Below are 16,705 nucleotides of genomic sequence, written 5' to 3' on the forward strand. Positions count from 1 at the left end.
GGCTGAGGGGGTCCGGTCCGCAGAGCCCAGGAGTCCGCCGAGGGATGAGCGATCCCAACACCCCCGCCGAGCCGAGCTCGGCGGAGCGAGGAGACGGCACCGAGGGCCCTGGCGAGGACCGCACGGTCGAGCTCCCACAGCAGTCCGACGCCGAGCCGCCGCGCCTGGGGCCGCGGCCACTGGAGCGGCCCACCGTCGATCCCGCTGCCGCCGCGGTCTTCGGCCGGCCAGGTGGTGTCGAGGGTGGGTTCGCCGCCCAGCGCAACGGCGCCGCCAAGCCCGGCGGCGCTGCGCAGTCCACCACGCTCGTCGCCCCGCCGCCTGCCGCTCTCGCCAGCGCGTTCGGCCGCCCCGACCCGTCGGCCCCGTCGCTGCAGCGCCCGCAGGAGAACGGCTCCGGCACCGGCGCGGCGCCGGAGGATGCGTTCTGGAACGAGGGCGCGGAGCGCGACCCGTGGCGCGACCCGGAGAGCCCCGCCGCGCTGGGCCCGCCCGCGGGCTCCGCGGGACGCACCAGCGAGCCCGTGCGCGGCGAAGGCGCCCGGCTCAGCCTGCGCGAAGTGCTCTTCGGGCGCCGGGTCGAGCCGCGCGCGCTCGCGCTGCTCGCCGTGGTCGCGCTGCTCGTCGGGGCTGCCGGGGGCATGGTCGGCCGCTTCACGGCGGAGGGCGCCGCGGGCCTCACCGATCCGGACCCCACGATCACCCAGACGGTGCCGGGCCGGGAACGGCCGCCCGGCTCGGTCGCCGACATCGCGGCTCGCACCGTGCCCGCCGTCGTCTCGTTCGAGGTCCGGGTGGGCGACGAGGGCGGCACCGGTTCCGGCGTGGTCATCGACCCGTCCGGCTACGTGCTCACGAACAACCACGTGGTGGCGCCCGCTGCCGAGGTCACCGGCGCCCAGATCGAGGCGATCTTCCACGACGGCACGCGCGCCGCGGCGCAGATCGTGGGCCGCGACCCGAAGACCGACCTCGCCGTCGTGAAGGTGGAGGTCGCCAACCCGGTGGTCGCCACGTTCGGGTCATCGGCAGGGCTCGTCGTCGGCGACGGGGTGATCGCCATCGGCTCACCGCTGGGCCTGGTCGGCACCGTCACCGAGGGCATCGTCAGCGCGGTCGACCGCCCGGTGCGCCTCGACGGGTCCGGCACCGACACCAACGCGGTGATCGACGCGATCCAGACCGACGCGGCGATCAATCCGGGCAACTCCGGCGGCCCGCTCGTCGACTCCACGGGCGCCGTGGTCGGGATCAACACCGCGATCCGCAGCATCGGGATGGGCGAGGGCGGCTCGATCGGCCTCGGCTTCGCCATCCCCATCGACGACGCCCGCGGCATCGCGGAGGAGCTGATCCGCACCGGCACCGTCACCCACGCCGAGATCGGCGTCAACGCCCGCTCCGTCAGCGACGGCACCACCGACGGCGCCCAGGTGCAGAACGTCCAGCAGGGTGGGGCCGCGGAGGCGGCGGGCATCCTCGAGGGCGACGTGATCACCCGCCTGGCCGGGAGGCCGATCGCGGGTGCCGACGAGCTCGTCGTCGCCTACCGGGAGCACAACCCCGGTGACACCGTGGAGGTCCAGCTGATCCGCGAGGGCCGTCCGCTCACGGTGTCGGTCGTACTGGGCTCGGATTAGCCGCCGCTTCGACGTAGGCTGGCACCGTGTTCGACAGCGTCGGCTGGGGCGAGATCCTCGTGTTGATCGTGGCCGGCTTGTTCATCCTCGGCCCCGAGCGGCTGCCGTCGGCGGCGGCATGGGCCGGCAAGGCCATCAGGCAGGTCCGCGAGTACGCCACCGGAGCCCGCGAGCAGCTGCGCGGCGAGCTCGGCCCGGAGTTCGACGAGCTGCGCAAGCCGCTCGAGGAGCTGCGCGGCCTGCGCAGCTTCAACCCGCGCACGGCCGTCACGCGCACCCTCTTCGACGACGACCCGCCCAAGCCGAACGGCTACGCCCCCAAGCCGAACCCACCGGCGGCGCCGCCCGCGCCGGAGCGGCTGGCGAGGAACGAGATCCCCCCGGTCGACCCGGACGCCACGTAACCTGCGCCGGCCCACTCAGGCCCTGGCGGGGCGGCGGGTGTGCCAGTCCGTCGCCTGCTGGAACGCGTGGGCCGCGGCCAGCACCGCGTTGTCGGCGTGGCGCGGGCCGACGATCTGCAGCCCCACCGGCAGGCGTGCGCCGTCGCTCCGCGCGGCCGCGAACCCGCACGGCACGCTCACGGCGGGCTGCTGGGTCATGTTGAACGGGTAGGTGAACGGCGTCCACGTCGTCCACCGCTCGTGCGGCCAGCCGCTGGGCACCTCGACCCCGGCCTCGAAGGCCGGGATCGGCAGTGTCGGGGTGAGCAGCAGGTCGAAGCGGGTGTGGAACTCGCCCATTCGGGTGCCGAGATCGTTGCGCACGGCCATCGCCGTGAGGTAGTCCAGCGCGGACGCCCGCGCGCCCTGCTCGCTGACGGCGACGAGCCCCGGGTCCATCAGCGCGCGCTGCTCTGGCCCGAGGTGCTCGATCGACTTCGCCGCGCCGCTGAACCACAGCGTCTCGAACGCCTCGATCGGGTCGGTGAAGCCCGGGTCCGCCTCCTCGATGTGGGCGCCGAGCTCGCCGAACACCCGCACCGCCGCCGCGAACGCAGCGGCGACGTCGGGGTGCACGTCGACGTAGCCGAGCGTGGGGCTGACCGCGATCCGCAGCCCGGCCACACCGGTGCCGAGCGCGGCGACCGCGCCGGCGGTGGGGGCGAGCGCCCACGGGTCGCGGGGATCGGCGCCGGACAGCACGTCGAGCAGCAGCGCGGCGTCGGCGGCGGTACGCGTCATCGGGCCGACGTGGGCGAGCGGGCCGAACGGGCTGGGCGGGTAGTGCGGCACGCGCCCGTAGGTGGGCTTGAGCGCGGTGGTGCCGGTGAAGGCCGCCGGGATGCGCACGGAACCGCCGCCGTCGGTACCGAGGCTCAGCGGCCCCATCCCGAGGAGCACGGCCGCCGCGCTGCCGCCGGACGAGCCGCCTGCCGTGCGCGTGGGGTCCCACGGGTTGCGCGTGACGCCGGTGAGCGGGTTGTCCGTGACCCCCTTCCAGCCCAGCTCCGGCGTGGTGGTCTTGCCGAGCAGCACGGCGCCCTGCTCGCGCACGCGCGCGACGTGCGGGCCGTCGACGTCCCACGACCCGCTCGGGTCCACGGTGCGCGAGCCGCGGAGGGTGGGCCAGCCGCGGGTGAGCAGGATGTCCTTGATGGACATGGGCACGCCGTCCAGCACCCCGGCCGGCTCACCCCGCCGCCAGCGTTCCTCGGACTCCTTGGCGGCGCCGAGCGCAGCGTCCGCGTCCACCAGGCAGAACGCGTTGACCTCGGGGTCGTGGCGGCGGATCCGCTGCAGCGCCGCCTCCGTGGCCTCGATGGGCGACAGCTCGCCGGTGCGGTAGCCCGCGAGCAGTTGGGTCGCCGTCAGTTCTGCGGCAGCCAGGTCGGCGGTCACGCCCCACCTCCGGTCGTCACGTAGCCCAACGTCTTGTCCACGACGTTGTGCAGTTCCTCGCCCGCCCGGTAGCGGGCGAGGTTGTCGCTGAACACCTCCACCAATGCCTGCCGCCAGCCGATCAGGTCACCGGACATGTGCGGCGAGACGATCACGCCGGGCTGGGTCCACAGCGGCGAGTCGGCGGGAAGGGGTTCGTGGGCGAAGACGTCCAGGGCCGCGCCCGCGATCCGCCCGTCGCGCAGCGCGTCGACGAGATCGGGCTCGACGACGAGCGCTCCCCGGCCCACGTTGATCACCCGGGCCGACGGGCGGAGCCGGGCGAGCGCGGTGGCGTCGAGCATTCCGCGGGTGGCGTCGGTGAGCGGCGCGGCGAGGACGAGCCAGTCGGCGCCGGGCAGCAGTGCGGGCAGGCCGTCGAAGTCGCGGCGCCCGACCAGTTGCACGGCCATCCCGACGGCGCCCAGGAGCCCCGCGATCGCGCGCCCGATCGGGCCCCCGCCCACGACGACGGCGCGGCGCCCGGCGATCGGCTCGGTCTCGCGATGGTGCCACTCGCGGCGCGCTTGGGCGGCGACCGTGCCGGGGAGGTCCTTGGCCATCGCGAGCACCAGCCCGAGCACGTACTCGGCCATGGGCCGGTCGAACACGCCGCGGGAGTTGGTCAGCGTGACGTCGGACTCGAGCAGCCCCGGGAAGGTGAGCCGGTCGACGCCCGCGCTCGCGGTGTGCACCCAGCGCAGGGAGTCGGCGGCGGGCCATGCGTCGCGCACGGCGTCGGAGAGGAAGTCCCAGACGAGCAGCACCTCGGCGCCGGGCAGCGCCTCGGCGAGCGAGGAGGCATCGGACGCGAACCGCATGCCGTCGAGTGCGAGGCCGGGCGGTCGATCGTCACCGTGCAGCACCGCGATCGTCGGGACGGGCCGCTGACCAGCGGAAACGGGCAATTCGGAGGGACCTTCCCGAACAGGGGGCGAGGATTGACACGCTAGGAAGCCCTCGTACTATTGTCAACAATCCGCGGCGCCGCGGTAACCCCTCTGACGCCGGGAGCGGCCTCATGTCGAAGTTCCTCCGCATCAGCCTCGCCCGCCGCGGCGTGTCCTGTGTGGCTGAGCTGCTGGAGAAGGAGGCACCGCGCACCACCGCGGCGGTGTGGCGTGCCCTCGAGCGCGGCCCCCTGGAAGGCGACGCGCAGCACGCCAAGTACGCCCGCAACGAGGTGTACACGATCGTGCCCCGCTTCGCGGAGATCGGCCGCGAGAACCCCACGGTCACGCCGATCCCCGGGGACGTCGTGCTGTTCGACTTCGGGGGCGGCATGCTCGACACCGCCTTCAAGGCCGACCAGGGGATCGACGCGGACGCGGGTGGGATCGACCTCGCGATCTTCTACGGCCGCAACAACCTGCTGATCAACGGGGACGTCGGCTGGGTGCCGGGCAACGTCTACGCCTCGATCACGGAGGGCCTCGACGTCATGGCCGAGGCCTGCCACGACGTCTGGCGATCCGGCAGCGTCGGCGAGCGCCTGGTGTACGAGCGGCTCGGTTAGCTGCCGTGCCCACCGAGCTCTCGGTCGGTCTCACCGAACCGGACCACCAGCAGGGGATCGGGGTCGTCGCCCCGTTCGACTTCGCCCTCGACCGCGAGCTGTGGCGATGGGCGCCCGAGGACGTGTCGCTCTACCTCACGCGGCTGCCGTTCTTCACCACGCCGGTCACCGTCGAGATGGCGGTGGCCTGCGGCGACCGCCGCGCCGTCCGCCGTGCCACCCGGGACGTGCTCACCCCCCAACCCGGCGTGGTCATCTACGCGTGCACGTCGGGGAGCTTCGTGGAGGGCGCCACCGGCGAGGAGGTGCTGCGCCGCACGATGGAGGACGCGGGCGCCCCGGTCGCGTGCACCACGTCGGGCGCGTTGATCGCCGCGCTGCGCGTGCTCGGCGTCTCGCGGCTGGCGATCGCCACGCCGTACGTCGAACCGGTCACCCGCCGCCTGGTCGCCTACCTCGCCGAACACGGTGTCAGCACGGTGTCGAGCGAGGGCCTCGGCCTGCTCGGCAACATCTGGCGGGTCACGTACTCGGAGGTCGTGGAGATCGTCCGCGCCGCCGACAACCCCGCCGCAGAAGCCCTGTTCATCAGCTGCACGAACGTCCCCACCTACGACCTCATCGAGCCGCTCGAGCAGGCGCTCGGCAAGCCGGTGCTCACCGCCAACCAGGTCACCATGTGGGCCGCTCTCCGCGCCATGGGCCGCGATGCGGTCGGCGGGGGGAGCCTGCTCGCCAGTCACGACCGCCTCGCCCCGGGAGCCGCATGACCACCCCCACCGTCGGAATCCTCTACCCCGGCTACTCCGCGGAGGACGACTACCCGCTCGCCGAATCGCTGCTCGGCGGCCCGCGGCTGCCGCTGGTGCACACCCTCATGCGCGAGGACGCGCACCGCGTCGACGCGCTGCTCGACATCGGCGGCGACGACGTGCTGGCCGACGGCGTCCGCACACTCGGCCCCTCGCTGGACTCCGTGGTCTGGGCCTGCACGAGCGGGAGCTTCGTCTTCGGCTGGGACGGCGCAACGGCCCAGGTCGAGGCGCTGGGCGCGGTGGCGGGCGTGCCGGCGTCGAGCACGTCGTTCGCGTTCGTCGACGCCTGCGCGCGGCTGGGCGTCACCCGGGTCGCGGTGGGTGCGACGTACCCCGACGACGTCGCCGAGCGGTTCGTCGCCTTCCTCGGCACCGCCGGGATCGAGGTGCTGTCGCTCTCGGCGAAGGGGATCATCACCGCCGCCGAGGTCGGCACCCTGCCGGCCGACGCCGTGCTGGAGTTCGCTGCGGCGGCCGACCACGCCGACGCGCAGGCGGTGCTGCTGCCCGACACCGCGCTGCACACGATCGGCCTGCTCGACGAGCTGGACGCCCGCGTCGGCAAGCCGGTGCTCACGGCCAACCAGGTGAGCATCTGGCAGGGGCTGCGCCTCGCGGGCGCGGACACCCCGCGTGCCGGCTTCGGCGCGCTGTTCGCCGGTTGATCGAGGAGATCACGTGGACCTCAGCGAGATGGAGCCGGTCGAGCGACGATCCACGGCCGCGATCGTCGCCGACCGGATCCGCACGGCGATCATGCGAGGCACGTTCCCGCCCGGCACCCAGCTCGGCGAGGTCGAGCTCGCCAGCGCCCTCGGGGTGAGCCGTGGCCCGCTGCGGGAGGCCATGCAACACCTCGTGGCCGAGGGGTTGTTGCGCAGCGAGCGCCACCGCGGGCTGTTCGTGCGCGAGCTGGGTGCGGCCGACGTGCGCGACGTCTACACCGCCCGTACCGCGATCGAGCGCGCGGCCGGCCTGCTGCTGCTCGCGGGCGACCGGTCGGCCGCGGCCGAGCGCCTGACCGCCGCGCTGGCCCGGATGGAGGCCGCCGCCGACGACCCCGTCGCGCTCGCCGACGCCGACCACGCGTTCCACGCGGAGTTCGTGGCCGCGTCGGGCAGCCCGCGGTTGCGCCGGATGGCCGAGACGTTGCTCGTCGAGACCCGGATGTGCCTCGCCGCACTGCAGGAGACCCTCCCACCTGCCGCCGCGCTGATCGCCGAGCACCGCGAGCTGCGTGACGCGGTGCGCGACGGCGACGCCGAGCGGATGGCCGCCGTGCTCGAGGCGCACATGGCCGACGCGGTGGAGCGGATCCTCGTCCCCGGCACGTCACCCGCACCCGCCGTGCCCGCCTGAGGCTCGCCGCGGGCGATCCGGGAGGGCACGATCTGTGGGTATGACCGCTCCGACCGTGCTCAGTTTCCTCGTCGACGGGGCCATGACCGGCCAGTTCTCCGGCCGCGACCACGGGGCGGGCGTCTCCGTGATCCTCGTCGACACCGACCGCCCCGGCGCCGGCCCGCGCCTGCACCAGCACCCGTACGACGAGACCTTCGTGATGCACGGCGGCGAGGCTGAGTTCACGGTCGCGGGCGAGCGGTTGACCGCCCGGGCCGGCCAGGTCGTCGTGGTGCCGCCGTGGACCCCGCACAAGTTCGTGAACACCGGTACCGACCGCCTGGTGATGACGAACATCCACGCGAACGACGAGGTCGTGACGGAGTGGCTCGAGTAGCGCGTTCCCAGCCCTTGCCCCGGACCCGCCCCGCATGCTTCCATCGAGCAGGATTGTCGACAATCAGACAACGCTCAAGGAGTTGGCATGGCCCGTTTGTCCCCGGCGCTCAAGCAGGCGACGCCCGTGCAGGTCGCCCGCGGCGAGGGTGTGCACGTGTACGACCTCGACGGTCGCCGCTACCTCGACTTCACCGCCGGGATCGGTGTCACGAGCACCGGGCACTGCCACCCCCGGGTCGTCGCGGCCGCCCAGGAGCAGGTGGCCACGCTCATCCACGGCCAGTACACGACCGTCATGCACCAGCCACTGCTGCGGCTGGCCGAGCGGCTGGGCGACGTGCTGCCCACGGGCCTGGACAGCGTGTTCTTCATGAACTCCGGGAGCGAGGCCGTCGAGGCGTCGGTGCGGCTCGCCCGCCAGGCCACCGGCCGTCCGCTGGTCGTCGCGTTCGACGGCGGCTTCCACGGCCGCACGATGGGCGCCGCGGCGCTCACCACGTCCGGCGCGAAGATCCGGGCCGGCATCGGGCCGCTGATGGGCGGCGTCGCGTTCGCACCGTTCCCGTACGCGTTCCGCTACGGCTGGAGCGAGGACGAGACCGTCGCGTTCTGCCTGCGTGAGCTGGACCGGCTGCTCGTCACGGCGGCACCCGCCGCCGACGTCGCCGCGTTCGTCATCGAGCCGGTGCTGGGCGAGGGCGGGTACGTGCCCACCCCGCCCGCGTTCCTCGCCGGGCTCCGCGAGCGGGCCGACGCCCACGGCATCCTGCTGATCGCCGACGAGGTGCAGACCGGGTTCGGGCGCACCGGGAAGTTCTGGGGCCACCAGCACGCCGACGGCGCCACCCCGGACATCCTGATCACGGCGAAGGGCCTCGCGAGCGGGTTCCCGCTGTCGGGCATCGCAGCCAGTGAGGAGCTGATGACCAAGGCGTGGCCGGGGTCGCAGGGCGGCACCTACGGCGGCAACGCGGTGGCCTGCGCGGCCGCGCTCGCCACCCTCGACGTCATCGATGGGGAGGGACTCGTCGCCAACGCAGCTGAGCAGGGCCTGCGCCTGCGCGACGGCCTGCAGAAGGTGGCCGCCGACCACCCGGCGATCGCCGACGTCCGCGGGATCGGCCTGATGGTGGGCAACGAGTTCTGCACGGCCGACGGCGCGCCCGACGCCGCGGCGGCCACCCGGGCCCACGCGGCTGCGGCGGAGAAGGGCCTGCTCCTGCTCACCTGCGGCCCGCACGGCAACGTGGTGCGGATGATCCCGCCGCTGATCGTCACGGCCGAGCAGGTGGACGAGGCGGTCGCGATCTGGGCCGAGGCCGTCCGCTCCTGAGCCGAGGGGTGCGGCCAGGCGGTGTCCGCGGGACACGGGCTAGCGTCATCCGCATGTGCGACGGTGGCGGTGGGGCGGAGGCCTTCGCGAGCGTTCCGCGGAGCGCGGAAGGGGCCGCGGTCGACCCGATCGCGCTGGAACCCGTCGACGAGGTGCGGGTCACCACGCTCGTCGACAACGTCTTCGACGGGCTGCTCACCGGCGACGACCGCGTCAGCCGGGCAGACTTCGGGAACGCGCGGGTCACCGCGGCGCAGTTCGAGGGCGGGAGCACCGACGCCGGGCTGCGCGCCGAGCACGGGTTCGCCGCGCTCGTCACCGTCCGCCGGGGCGCGAGCACGACCACGTTGCTGTTCGACACCGGCCTCACGCCCGACGGCATGGTCGTCAACGCCGACCGGCTGGGCGTCGACCTGTCCGACGTACAGGGCGTCGTGCTCAGCCACGGGCACTTCGACCACGCAGGCGGCCTGGCGGGGTTGGCCGACCGGCGCCACCGGGCCATGCCGATGGTGCTGCACCCGGTGGCCTGGACGCGCAGGCGGCTCGCCCTGCCGAGGCGCGAGGTGTTCGAGCTCCCGACGCTCTCCAAGCGCGCTCTGGAGGGCGAGGGGTTCGAGGTGATCGAGCGGCGCGAGCCGTCGCTGCTGGTGGACGGCAGCGTGCTGATCACCGGTGAGGTCGACCGCACCACCGAGTTCGAGCGCGGGATGCCGCCGCCGCACCAGGCCTGGACCGGCTCCGGGTGGGAGCACGACCCGCTCGTGCAGGACGACCAGGCGCTCGTCGTCCATGTCCGGGGCCGCGGGCTCGTCGTGCTCACCGGCTGCGGGCACGCCGGCGCGATCAACATCGTGCGCCACGCCCAGCGGCTGACCGGTGTCGACCGGTTGTGCGCGCTGCTGGGTGGGCTGCACCTGTCCGGCCCGGCGTTCGAGCCCGTGATCCCGCCGACCGTCTCGGCGCTCACCGAGCTGGCCCCGACGATGGTTGTGCCGGCCCACTGCACCGGCTGGCGCGCGCAGCACGCGCTCGCCGCCGCGCTGCCGGACGCATGGCTCCCCGGCAGCAGCGGCAGCACCTACCGCGTCGCGGCATAGCGCCTGGGCCGCTACTTGCGCACCGGGGAGATGTTCAGGCTCATCCCCGCGAGCCCGCGGGAGCGCACCGTGAGCTTCTCGGCCACGGCGCGCAGGGCCGTGGCCGCCGGGCTCTCCGGCTCCGACAGGACGATCGGGGTGCCGGCGTCGCCGCACTCGCGCAGCCGGGGCTCCAGCGGCACCTGGCCGAGCAGCGGCACGGGCGCGCCGACCGCCCTGGTGAGGGAGTCGGACACCGTCTGCCCGCCGCCGGCACCGAACACCTCCATGCGGGTGCCGTCGGGAAGCTCCATCCAGGACATGTTCTCCACGACGCCGGCGAGGCGCTGGCGCGTCTGGAGGGCGATCGAGCCGGCCCGTTCGGCGACCTCGGCGGCGGCCGTCTGGGGGGTGGTGACGACCAGCAGCTCGGCGTTCGGCACGAGCTGCGCGGTGGAGATCGCGATGTCACCGGTGCCGGGGGGCAGGTCGAGCAGCAGGACGTCGAGGTCGCCCCAGAAGACGTCGGCGAGGAACTGCTGCAGCGCCCGGTGCAGCATCGGTCCGCGCCAGACGACGGCGTCGTTGCCCGGCGTGAACATGCCGATCGAGATGACCTTCACGCCGTGCGCCTGCGGCGGCATGATCATGTCGTCGACCTTGGTGGGCCGGTCGGCCGTGCCGAGCATGCGCGGCACCGAGTGGCCGTAGATGTCGGCATCCACCACGCCGACCTTCAGGCCCTTGGCCGCCATCGCCGCGGCGAGGTTGACGGTGACCGACGACTTGCCGACCCCACCCTTGCCCGAGGCCACGCAGTAGACGCGGGTGAGCGAGCCCGGCTGGGCGAACGGGATGACCGGGTCGGCCGAGTCGCCCCGGAGGCTTCGGCGCAGCTCGTGGCGCTGCTCGTCGCTCATGACGTCGAGCTGGACCTCGACCGCGGTGACGCCCGAGACCTTCGAGACGGCCTCGGTGACCCGGGAGGTGATCGTCTCGCGCATCGGGCAACCGGCGACCGTGAGGTACACGCCGACGCACGTCCGGCCCTCCGGCGTGATGTCGACGCCCTTCACCATGCCCAGGTCGGTGATCGGCTTGTGGATCTCGGGGTCGTCGACGGTGGCGAGCGCGGCCCGCACGGCCTGCTCGAGGGTGCTGGTGCTCTCGGTGGTGGACATCAGGGGTTCCGCTGGACCTTCCATCGACGGCGCGACGCTGCTGGGCGCGGAATCCGCGCCCCTTTCGTCCACTGTACGTCCGTGCCCTCGTCGGTCCGGCTCCGTAGCATCATTGGCCGTGACGGACCCCGCGGCCAGAACGCACAGCCAGAGGAACGGCGGACCGCGGTCGAGCCCCACCCGTGACCAGCTGGCGGCATGGCGCGCGTTCCTGCGGGCCCACGCGTCCATCACGCGGGCGCTGGAGGTCGAGCTCCTCGCCGAACAGGACCTCCCGCTCGCCTCCTACGACGTGCTCGTGCAGCTGGCCGAGGCGCCCGACCGGCGGCTGCGGATGACCGAGCTCGCCGACGCCGTGCTGCTGTCCCGTTCGGGCGTCACCCGGCTGGTCGACCGGCTGGAGAAGGGTGGGCTGGTGGCCCGCTGCCCCGTCGAGAACGACGGGCGCGGGGTCGCCGCCCGCCTCACCGACGCCGGGCTCGACCGGCTGCGCACCGCGTCGCGCACCCACCTGCGCGGCGTCGCACACCACTTCGTCAACCGGCTCGACGAGGCCGACCTGCGGGTGCTGGAACGGATCAGCCGCCGCCTCGCCGGCGACTGACACCCGCGGTCTTCACCCGGTCGGTGGCCACCGGCGTCTGGTCGCCGCCGAGCCGGTCGCAGAGCTTGTCGAGCTCCCCGCGCAGGTAGTCCCGGGTGGCGACCTCGCCGAGCGCGATGCGCAGCGCGGCGAGCTCCCGGGCGAGGTACTCGGTGTCGGCCTTGGTGCGCTCCGCGCGGGCCCGGTCCTCCTCGAGCGACACCCGGTCGCGGTCGTCCTGCCGGTTCTGGGCGAGCAGGATCAGCGGCGCCGCATAGGCGGCCTGGGTGGAGAAGGCCAGGTTGAGCAGGATGAACGGGTAGGGGTCCCAGCGGCCCGACCACGCCACGAGGTTCAGCGCGATCCACACCGCGACCACCACGGTCTGCACGGCGAGGAACCGCCCGGTGCCCAGGAACCTGGCGATCCGTTCCGAGAGCCGGGCGAACCAGTCGGGGTCGATCTCGAACCGGGCACGCCCGAGGAGCGGCTGGTCCAGCCGACGGTTCGTGGTGATCTCAGGCATTGCTCATCGCCTCCGCTCCGCCCGGGCGGCAGGCCCAGGCCGTCGCCGCCCGGCTTCCGCTGTGGTGCCGTCGCGCACCAACCCCGGTGCTCGCACACGAACTGCAGTTGGTGTGCGAGCGCCGATGTTGGTGTGTGACGCTCCTGGTCGGCCTCATCTGTCGGCCTCGACCGGATCGGGCTCCGTCAGGCGGTCGCGCCAGTCCGGGGGGAGCAGGTGGTCGAGCACGTCGTCCACCGTGACCGCACCGATGAGGTGGTCCTCCGCGTCCACGACGGGGCCGGCCACCAGGTTGTACGCGGCGAAGTAGCGGGTGACCTCGCCGAGCGTGGCGTCCGGCGACAGTCGCGCCAGCTCGGCGTCGACGACGCCGGCCACCAGCTCGAACGGCGCCGCCCGCAGCAGCCGCTGGGCGTGTGCGCACCCGAGGTAGCGCCCCGTCGGGGTCTCGGTGGGCGGCCGGCAGACGAACACCATGCTCGCCAGCGCGGGCGGGATGTCCGGGTTGCGGATGCGGGCGAGCGCCTCGGCGACGGTGGCGTCCGGCCGCAGGATGATCGGCTCGGGGGTCATGAGGCCGCCCGCGGTGTGTGGCGAGTAGCTCATCAGGCGCCGCACCGGCTCCGACTCCTCGGGCTGCATCAGCGCGAGCAGCGCGTCGGACTCGGCGTCGGGTAGCTCGTGCAGCAGGTCGGCCGCGTCGTCCGGCGACATGGCCTCGAGGACGTCCGCCGCGCGCTCGGGGGACAGGTGCGCGAGCAACGCGCGTTGGTCGGACTCGGACAGCTCCTCGAAGACGTCGGCGAGCCGCTCGTCGTCGAGCCCGTCGACCACCTCGTGCTGGCGCTTCTCCGGCAGCTCCGACAGCGCGGCCGCGACGTCGGCGGGGCGCATCGACTCGAACACCGCGAGCAGGCCCTCGGTGCCCTGGCGGTCGGTCAGCGAGAGCCCCGTGACGGCGCGCCACGGCAGCACCTGCACCGGCTCGCGCCTGCCGAGCCGGTGGCGGCGGACGCGCACGGCGAGGCGCGCGACCACCCAGTCCCGGGAGCGGGTCGGCTCGATCGCGGCGTCGACGACCACGGCCTCCTCGCCGCCCTCGACGAGCCGGACGCGCGCGTCGAGCATCTGGCCGACCAGCAGCGCCTCGTTCGGGCGCTGCGCGAAGCCGCGCAGGCTGACCGAGCCCGTGGCGAGGGTGACGGCGCCCGGGTCGATCGCGGTGACCCGCAACATGGGCACGAAGATGCGGCGCCGGGTGGCGAGATCCACCACGACGCCGAGCACCCGCGGCGGGTGCGTGTCGACGCGCAGCGTCGCGACGAGGTCGCGGACCTTGCCGATCCGCTCCCCGTCGGGCCCGAACACGGTGAGGCCGACCAGGCGCGCGACGAAGACCCGGTCGATGCCCATGGCCGGAAGCCTAGGCTCCGCGGCCCGTCGCTCCAGGTTGGACGAACGGCCCGTTCGTGCGCACCTGTCGGGCGAGGGTGCCGTTCGTCCGACCGGAGATCACCTGAGAGACCAGTCACCTGGGGCTTGCGTGCGACGTCGGGCGTGTCAGCATCGGCGCAATCCGACGCCCACTCGACGCCACACTCGACGAGGAGAGTCGCCGAAGTGACCACGACCCAGCTCCGCGCCCGCCGATCCTGCCTCGCCGTGCCGGGGTCGAGCCAGAAGTTCATCGACAAGGCCCGCACGCTGAACGCCGACCAGGTGTTCCTCGACCTGGAGGACGCCTGCGCGCCGCTGGCCAAGCCCGGGGCGCGCAAGACGATCGTCGAAGCGCTGAACGAGGGCGGCTGGGGCGAGAAGATCCGCGTGGTCCGGGTGAACGACTGGACCACGGAGTGGACCTACCGCGACGTCACCGAGGTGGTCGAGGGTGCGGGCGCGAACGTCGACGCGATCATGCTGCCCAAGGTGCAGACGGCCGAGCAGGTCGTGGCGCTCGACCTGCTGATCACGCAGATCGAGAAGGCGATGGGCTACGAGGTCGGGAAGATCGGCATCGAGGCGCAGATCGAGAACGCGCTGGGGCTCACCAACGTCAACGCGATCGCCACGGCCTCGCCGCGGGTCGAGACGATCATCTTCGGCCCGGCCGACTTCATGGCGTCGATCAACATGAAGTCGCTGGTGGTGGGGGAGCAGCCGTCCGGCTACGACGTGGGTGACGCCTACCACCACATCCTGATGAGCATCCTGATGGCGGCTCGCGCCCACGACAAGCAGGCGATCGACGGGCCGTACCTGCAGATCAAGGACGTCGACGGGTTCCGCAGGGTGGCCGGGCGCTCGGCGGCGCTGGGCTTCGACGGCAAGTGGGTGCTGCACCCCGGCCAGATCGACGCGGCGAACGAGACGTTCTCACCGCGGCAGGAGGACTACGACCACGCCGAGAACATCCTCGACGCGTACGAGTGGTACACCTCCGAGGCGGGCGGCAAGCGCGGTGCGGCGATGATCGGCGACGAGATGATCGACGAGGCCAGCCGCAAGATGGCGCTGGTCATCGCGGGTAAGGGGCGGGCAGCCGGCATGCAGCGCACGGACCGCTGGAACCCGCCGGAGCAGTGACGCGGATCGCGCACCCCGTGTGCGGACGTTCACAGCGTGCAGCCGAGCCGCCGGGTGATACTGACCGGTAACTCGCCCAGCGTCGGGAGGACCCATGGCCAAGCTCGCCCAGACCGCCGGTCTCACTGAGATCCAGCAGGAGATCCTGGCGACGGTCCGCACGTTCGTGGACAAGGAGATCCTCCCGCACGCCACCGCGCTGGAACACGCGGACGCCTACCCGCATGACATCGTCGACGGGATGAAGGAGATGGGCCTGTTCGGGCTCACCATCCCGGAGGAGTTCGGAGGGCTCGGCGAGTCGCTGCTGACGTACGCGCTGGTCGTGGAGCAGATCGCGCGTGGCTGGATGAGCGTCTCGGGTGTGATCAACACGCACTTCATCGTGGCGTACATGATCACGCAGCACGGCACGCCGGAGCAGAAGCAGCACTACCTGCCGCGGATGGCCACGGGCGAGGTGCGCGGCTCGTTCTCGATGTCCGAGCCCGACCTGGGCTCCGACGTCGCGGCCATCAAGACGAAGGCCGTGCAGGACGGCGACGAGTTCGTCGTCGACGGCGCAAAGATGTGGCTCACCAACGGCGGCACGTCCAACCTCACCGCGGTGCTGGTGCGCACCGACGAGGGCGCGCCCAGGCCGCACCAGAACCTGACGACGTTCCTGGTCGAGAAGCCCACCGGGTACGGCGAGGTCGCGCCCGGGCTGGTCGTGCCGGGCAAGATCGACAAGATGGGTTACAAGGGTGTGGACACCACCGAGCTGGTGTTCAAGGGCTTCCGCGTGCCGGGGGAGCAGATCCTGGGCGGCAAGCGCGGCGGCGGCTTCGCCCAGATGATGGACGGCGTCGAGGTCGGCCGCGTGAACGTCGCGGCCCGCGGCTGCGGCATTGCGATCCGCGCCTTCGAGCTCGCCGTCGAGTACGCCCAGCAGCGCTCGACGTTCGGCAAGCCGATCGCCGAGCACCAGGCCATCGCGTTCAAGCTCGCCGAGATGGCCACCAAGGTGGAGGCCGCCCACCTGATGATGGTCAACGCGGCGCGGCTCAAGGACGCCGGCACCCGCAACGACGTCGAGGCGGGCATGGCCAAGCTGATGGCCAGCGAGTACGCCGCCGAGGTCACCCAGGAGTCGTTCCGCATCCACGGCGGCTACGGCTACTCCAAGGAGTACGAGATCGAGCGCCTCATGCGCGAGGCGCCGTTCCTGCTGATCGGCGAGGGCACGTCCGAGATCCAGAAGACGATCATCAGCCGCGGTCTGCTGAGGGAGTACAAGCTGCGGTAGGAGCGCTCCTATGACCTGTTCTGCGGCCAGATGCGGGCGCCGGCGCGCAGTTGGCGGCCGGTGCCGCCGCAGCCGGGCCAGAGGCGGAAGGAGCGGGTGGCGATCGCGCCGTAGGAGCGCGGCGTGCCCTTGCAGGAGCCGCAGGCGGTGTACGGGTGCAACAGCAGCGAGACCGCCCACGCCGCCAGCAGACCGAGGCCGACGATCGTGAGGAGCGTCGCGCCGGACAGCTCGGCGGGCACTGATGCGGCAGCGGCGGGCAGGGACGGCATGGGACACCTCCGATCCCCGGGAGCGCCCCTCGGCGGCCTCTTGCCGTCCGCCCCGGCGTTCTGCCACGGTATGTGACGTTCAGCGCAGTGGAAGTGGCTGGAAAGGCCAAGATTCACTCCTCCGGACGGCGGCACAGCTGCCCTCGGCGGGCGCCTGGTCGGGTCGCCGATCGGCTGACCGCGCGCCGATGACGGTGTGGGCGAGCCGGAAACGCTCCATTCGGGCGGAGCTGCCGGGCCCGGCGATGGGTGCGGCGATGCGTCCTCCA

At 73.0% G+C, this 16,705-nt stretch carries 18 protein-coding genes; 12 read left to right on the forward strand and 6 right to left on the reverse strand.

Annotated elements, in window-relative coordinates; genetic code table 11:
* The first annotated feature begins 44 nt into the window (after positions 1–44).
* On the forward strand, positions 45–1,640 hold the full coding sequence (locus tag ABEA81_RS19315) for a S1C family serine protease (protein WP_345606587.1): 1,596 nt from the start codon (positions 45–47) through the stop codon (positions 1,638–1,640).
* A gap of 26 nt (positions 1,641–1,666) precedes the next feature.
* The gene (gene tatB, locus ABEA81_RS19320; protein ID WP_345606588.1) at positions 1,667–2,044 is read left to right on the forward strand and encodes a Sec-independent protein translocase protein TatB; all 378 of its coding nucleotides are present in this window, start codon (positions 1,667–1,669) and stop codon (positions 2,042–2,044) included.
* 15 nt (positions 2,045–2,059) lie between these two features.
* Here tatB and ABEA81_RS19325 read toward each other — a convergent pair whose 3' ends face one another.
* A complete protein-coding gene (locus ABEA81_RS19325; RefSeq protein WP_345606589.1) occupies positions 2,060–3,481 on the reverse strand; it encodes an amidase in 1,422 nt (473 codons plus the stop codon).
* Entirely contained in the window at positions 3,478–4,341 is an 864-nt protein-coding gene (locus tag ABEA81_RS19330; RefSeq protein ID WP_345606655.1) for a D-2-hydroxyacid dehydrogenase, read from the reverse strand. Before ABEA81_RS19330 ends, ABEA81_RS19325 begins: the two co-directional genes overlap by 4 nt.
* A 200-nt stretch (positions 4,342–4,541) precedes the next feature.
* Between ABEA81_RS19330 and ABEA81_RS19335 the strand changes: the two genes are divergently transcribed.
* From ABEA81_RS19335 to ABEA81_RS19365, 7 genes are all read left to right on the forward strand, one after another.
* On the forward strand, positions 4,542–5,036 hold the full coding sequence (locus ABEA81_RS19335; protein WP_345606590.1) for a DUF3830 family protein: 495 nt from the start codon (positions 4,542–4,544) through the stop codon (positions 5,034–5,036).
* 5 nt (positions 5,037–5,041) lie between these two features.
* On the forward strand, positions 5,042–5,806 hold the full coding sequence (locus ABEA81_RS19340) for a maleate cis-trans isomerase family protein (protein ID WP_345606591.1): 765 nt from the start codon (positions 5,042–5,044) through the stop codon (positions 5,804–5,806).
* Positions 5,803–6,516, forward strand: coding sequence for a maleate cis-trans isomerase family protein (locus ABEA81_RS19345; protein WP_345606592.1), 714 nt, complete (start codon positions 5,803–5,805; stop codon positions 6,514–6,516). The genes ABEA81_RS19340 and ABEA81_RS19345 overlap by 4 nt, the downstream gene beginning before the upstream one ends.
* Before the next feature lie 28 nt (positions 6,517–6,544).
* A complete protein-coding gene (locus tag ABEA81_RS19350) occupies positions 6,545–7,210 on the forward strand; it encodes a GntR family transcriptional regulator (protein WP_345606656.1) in 666 nt (221 codons plus the stop codon).
* 40 nt (positions 7,211–7,250) lie between these two features.
* The gene (locus ABEA81_RS19355; protein WP_345606593.1) at positions 7,251–7,589 is read left to right on the forward strand and encodes a cupin domain-containing protein; all 339 of its coding nucleotides are present in this window, start codon (positions 7,251–7,253) and stop codon (positions 7,587–7,589) included.
* An 87-nt stretch (positions 7,590–7,676) separates the two neighbouring features.
* Positions 7,677–8,924 carry an aspartate aminotransferase family protein gene (locus tag ABEA81_RS19360; protein ID WP_345606594.1) on the forward strand — a complete coding sequence of 416 codons (1,248 nt, stop codon included), beginning with the start codon at positions 7,677–7,679 and terminating at the stop codon, positions 8,922–8,924.
* A 53-nt stretch (positions 8,925–8,977) separates the two neighbouring features.
* Entirely contained in the window at positions 8,978–10,024 is a 1,047-nt protein-coding gene (locus ABEA81_RS19365) for an MBL fold metallo-hydrolase (protein ID WP_345606595.1), read from the forward strand.
* A gap of 11 nt (positions 10,025–10,035) precedes the next feature.
* Here ABEA81_RS19365 and ABEA81_RS19370 read toward each other — a convergent pair whose 3' ends face one another.
* The gene (locus tag ABEA81_RS19370) at positions 10,036–11,184 is read right to left on the reverse strand and encodes an Mrp/NBP35 family ATP-binding protein (RefSeq protein ID WP_345606596.1); all 1,149 of its coding nucleotides are present in this window, start codon (positions 11,182–11,184) and stop codon (positions 10,036–10,038) included.
* Positions 11,185–11,302: 118 nt separating this feature from the next.
* On the opposite strand from ABEA81_RS19370, the gene ABEA81_RS19375 reads away from it, so the two are divergent.
* Positions 11,303–11,788 carry a MarR family winged helix-turn-helix transcriptional regulator gene (locus ABEA81_RS19375; protein WP_345606597.1) on the forward strand — a complete coding sequence of 162 codons (486 nt, stop codon included), beginning with the start codon at positions 11,303–11,305 and terminating at the stop codon, positions 11,786–11,788.
* Here the strand turns inward: ABEA81_RS19375 and ABEA81_RS19380 are convergent.
* Together ABEA81_RS19380 and ABEA81_RS19385 are read right to left on the reverse strand one after the other, a co-directional pair.
* Complete coding sequence (locus ABEA81_RS19380) at positions 11,763–12,293, reverse strand: DUF1003 domain-containing protein (RefSeq protein WP_345606598.1); 531 nt, start codon at positions 12,291–12,293, stop codon at positions 11,763–11,765. The two genes, ABEA81_RS19375 and ABEA81_RS19380, sit on opposite strands and share 26 nt — an antisense overlap.
* A gap of 153 nt (positions 12,294–12,446) precedes the next feature.
* Positions 12,447–13,706 (reverse strand): magnesium transporter MgtE N-terminal domain-containing protein, encoded by a 1,260-nt coding sequence (locus tag ABEA81_RS19385; protein ID WP_345606599.1) that lies wholly within the window; start codon positions 13,704–13,706, stop codon positions 12,447–12,449.
* 207 nt (positions 13,707–13,913) lie between these two features.
* On the opposite strand from ABEA81_RS19385, the gene ABEA81_RS19390 reads away from it, so the two are divergent.
* Both ABEA81_RS19390 and ABEA81_RS19395 read left to right on the forward strand, forming a co-directional pair.
* On the forward strand, positions 13,914–14,876 hold the full coding sequence (locus ABEA81_RS19390) for an HpcH/HpaI aldolase/citrate lyase family protein (RefSeq protein WP_345606600.1): 963 nt from the start codon (positions 13,914–13,916) through the stop codon (positions 14,874–14,876).
* A 94-nt stretch (positions 14,877–14,970) separates the two neighbouring features.
* Positions 14,971–16,164: an acyl-CoA dehydrogenase family protein gene (locus tag ABEA81_RS19395; protein WP_345606601.1), complete on the forward strand. Its 1,194-nt coding sequence runs from the start codon at positions 14,971–14,973 to the stop codon at positions 16,162–16,164.
* Positions 16,165–16,172: 8 nt separating this feature from the next.
* Here the strand turns inward: ABEA81_RS19395 and ABEA81_RS19400 are convergent, their stop codons facing one another.
* Positions 16,173–16,436: a hypothetical protein gene (locus ABEA81_RS19400; protein WP_345606602.1), complete on the reverse strand. Its 264-nt coding sequence runs from the start codon at positions 16,434–16,436 to the stop codon at positions 16,173–16,175.
* Positions 16,437–16,705: the final 269 nt, after the last annotated feature.

Source organism: Pseudonocardia adelaidensis (assembly GCF_039543345.1).
GTDB classification, from domain to species: domain Bacteria; phylum Actinomycetota; class Actinomycetes; order Mycobacteriales; family Pseudonocardiaceae; genus Pseudonocardia; species Pseudonocardia adelaidensis.

What these genes read in the sequence shown, in the direction of transcription:
- ABEA81_RS19315 (WP_345606587.1), top strand. Translation starts at nt 45, where the DNA reads ATGAGCGATCCCAACACCCCCGCCGAGCCGAGCTCGGCGGAGCGAGGA.
- ABEA81_RS19330 (WP_345606655.1), bottom strand. Translation starts at nt 4,341, where the DNA reads ATGCGGTTCGCGTCCGATGCCTCCTCGCTCGCCGAGGCGCTGCCCGGC.
- ABEA81_RS19335 (WP_345606590.1), top strand. Translation starts at nt 4,542, where the DNA reads ATGTCGAAGTTCCTCCGCATCAGCCTCGCCCGCCGCGGCGTGTCCTGT.
- ABEA81_RS19345 (WP_345606592.1), top strand. Translation starts at nt 5,803, where the DNA reads ATGACCACCCCCACCGTCGGAATCCTCTACCCCGGCTACTCCGCGGAG.
- ABEA81_RS19350 (WP_345606656.1), top strand. Translation starts at nt 6,545, where the DNA reads ATGGAGCCGGTCGAGCGACGATCCACGGCCGCGATCGTCGCCGACCGG.
- ABEA81_RS19355 (WP_345606593.1), top strand. Translation starts at nt 7,251, where the DNA reads ATGACCGCTCCGACCGTGCTCAGTTTCCTCGTCGACGGGGCCATGACC.
- ABEA81_RS19360 (WP_345606594.1), top strand. Translation starts at nt 7,677, where the DNA reads ATGGCCCGTTTGTCCCCGGCGCTCAAGCAGGCGACGCCCGTGCAGGTC.
- ABEA81_RS19365 (WP_345606595.1), top strand. Translation starts at nt 8,978, where the DNA reads ATGTGCGACGGTGGCGGTGGGGCGGAGGCCTTCGCGAGCGTTCCGCGG.
- ABEA81_RS19370 (WP_345606596.1), bottom strand. Translation starts at nt 11,184, where the DNA reads ATGTCCACCACCGAGAGCACCAGCACCCTCGAGCAGGCCGTGCGGGCC.
- ABEA81_RS19380 (WP_345606598.1), bottom strand. Translation starts at nt 12,293, where the DNA reads ATGCCTGAGATCACCACGAACCGTCGGCTGGACCAGCCGCTCCTCGGG.
- ABEA81_RS19385 (WP_345606599.1), bottom strand. Translation starts at nt 13,706, where the DNA reads ATGGGCATCGACCGGGTCTTCGTCGCGCGCCTGGTCGGCCTCACCGTG.
- ABEA81_RS19395 (WP_345606601.1), top strand. Translation starts at nt 14,971, where the DNA reads ATGGCCAAGCTCGCCCAGACCGCCGGTCTCACTGAGATCCAGCAGGAG.
- ABEA81_RS19400 (WP_345606602.1), bottom strand. Translation starts at nt 16,436, where the DNA reads ATGCCGTCCCTGCCCGCCGCTGCCGCATCAGTGCCCGCCGAGCTGTCC.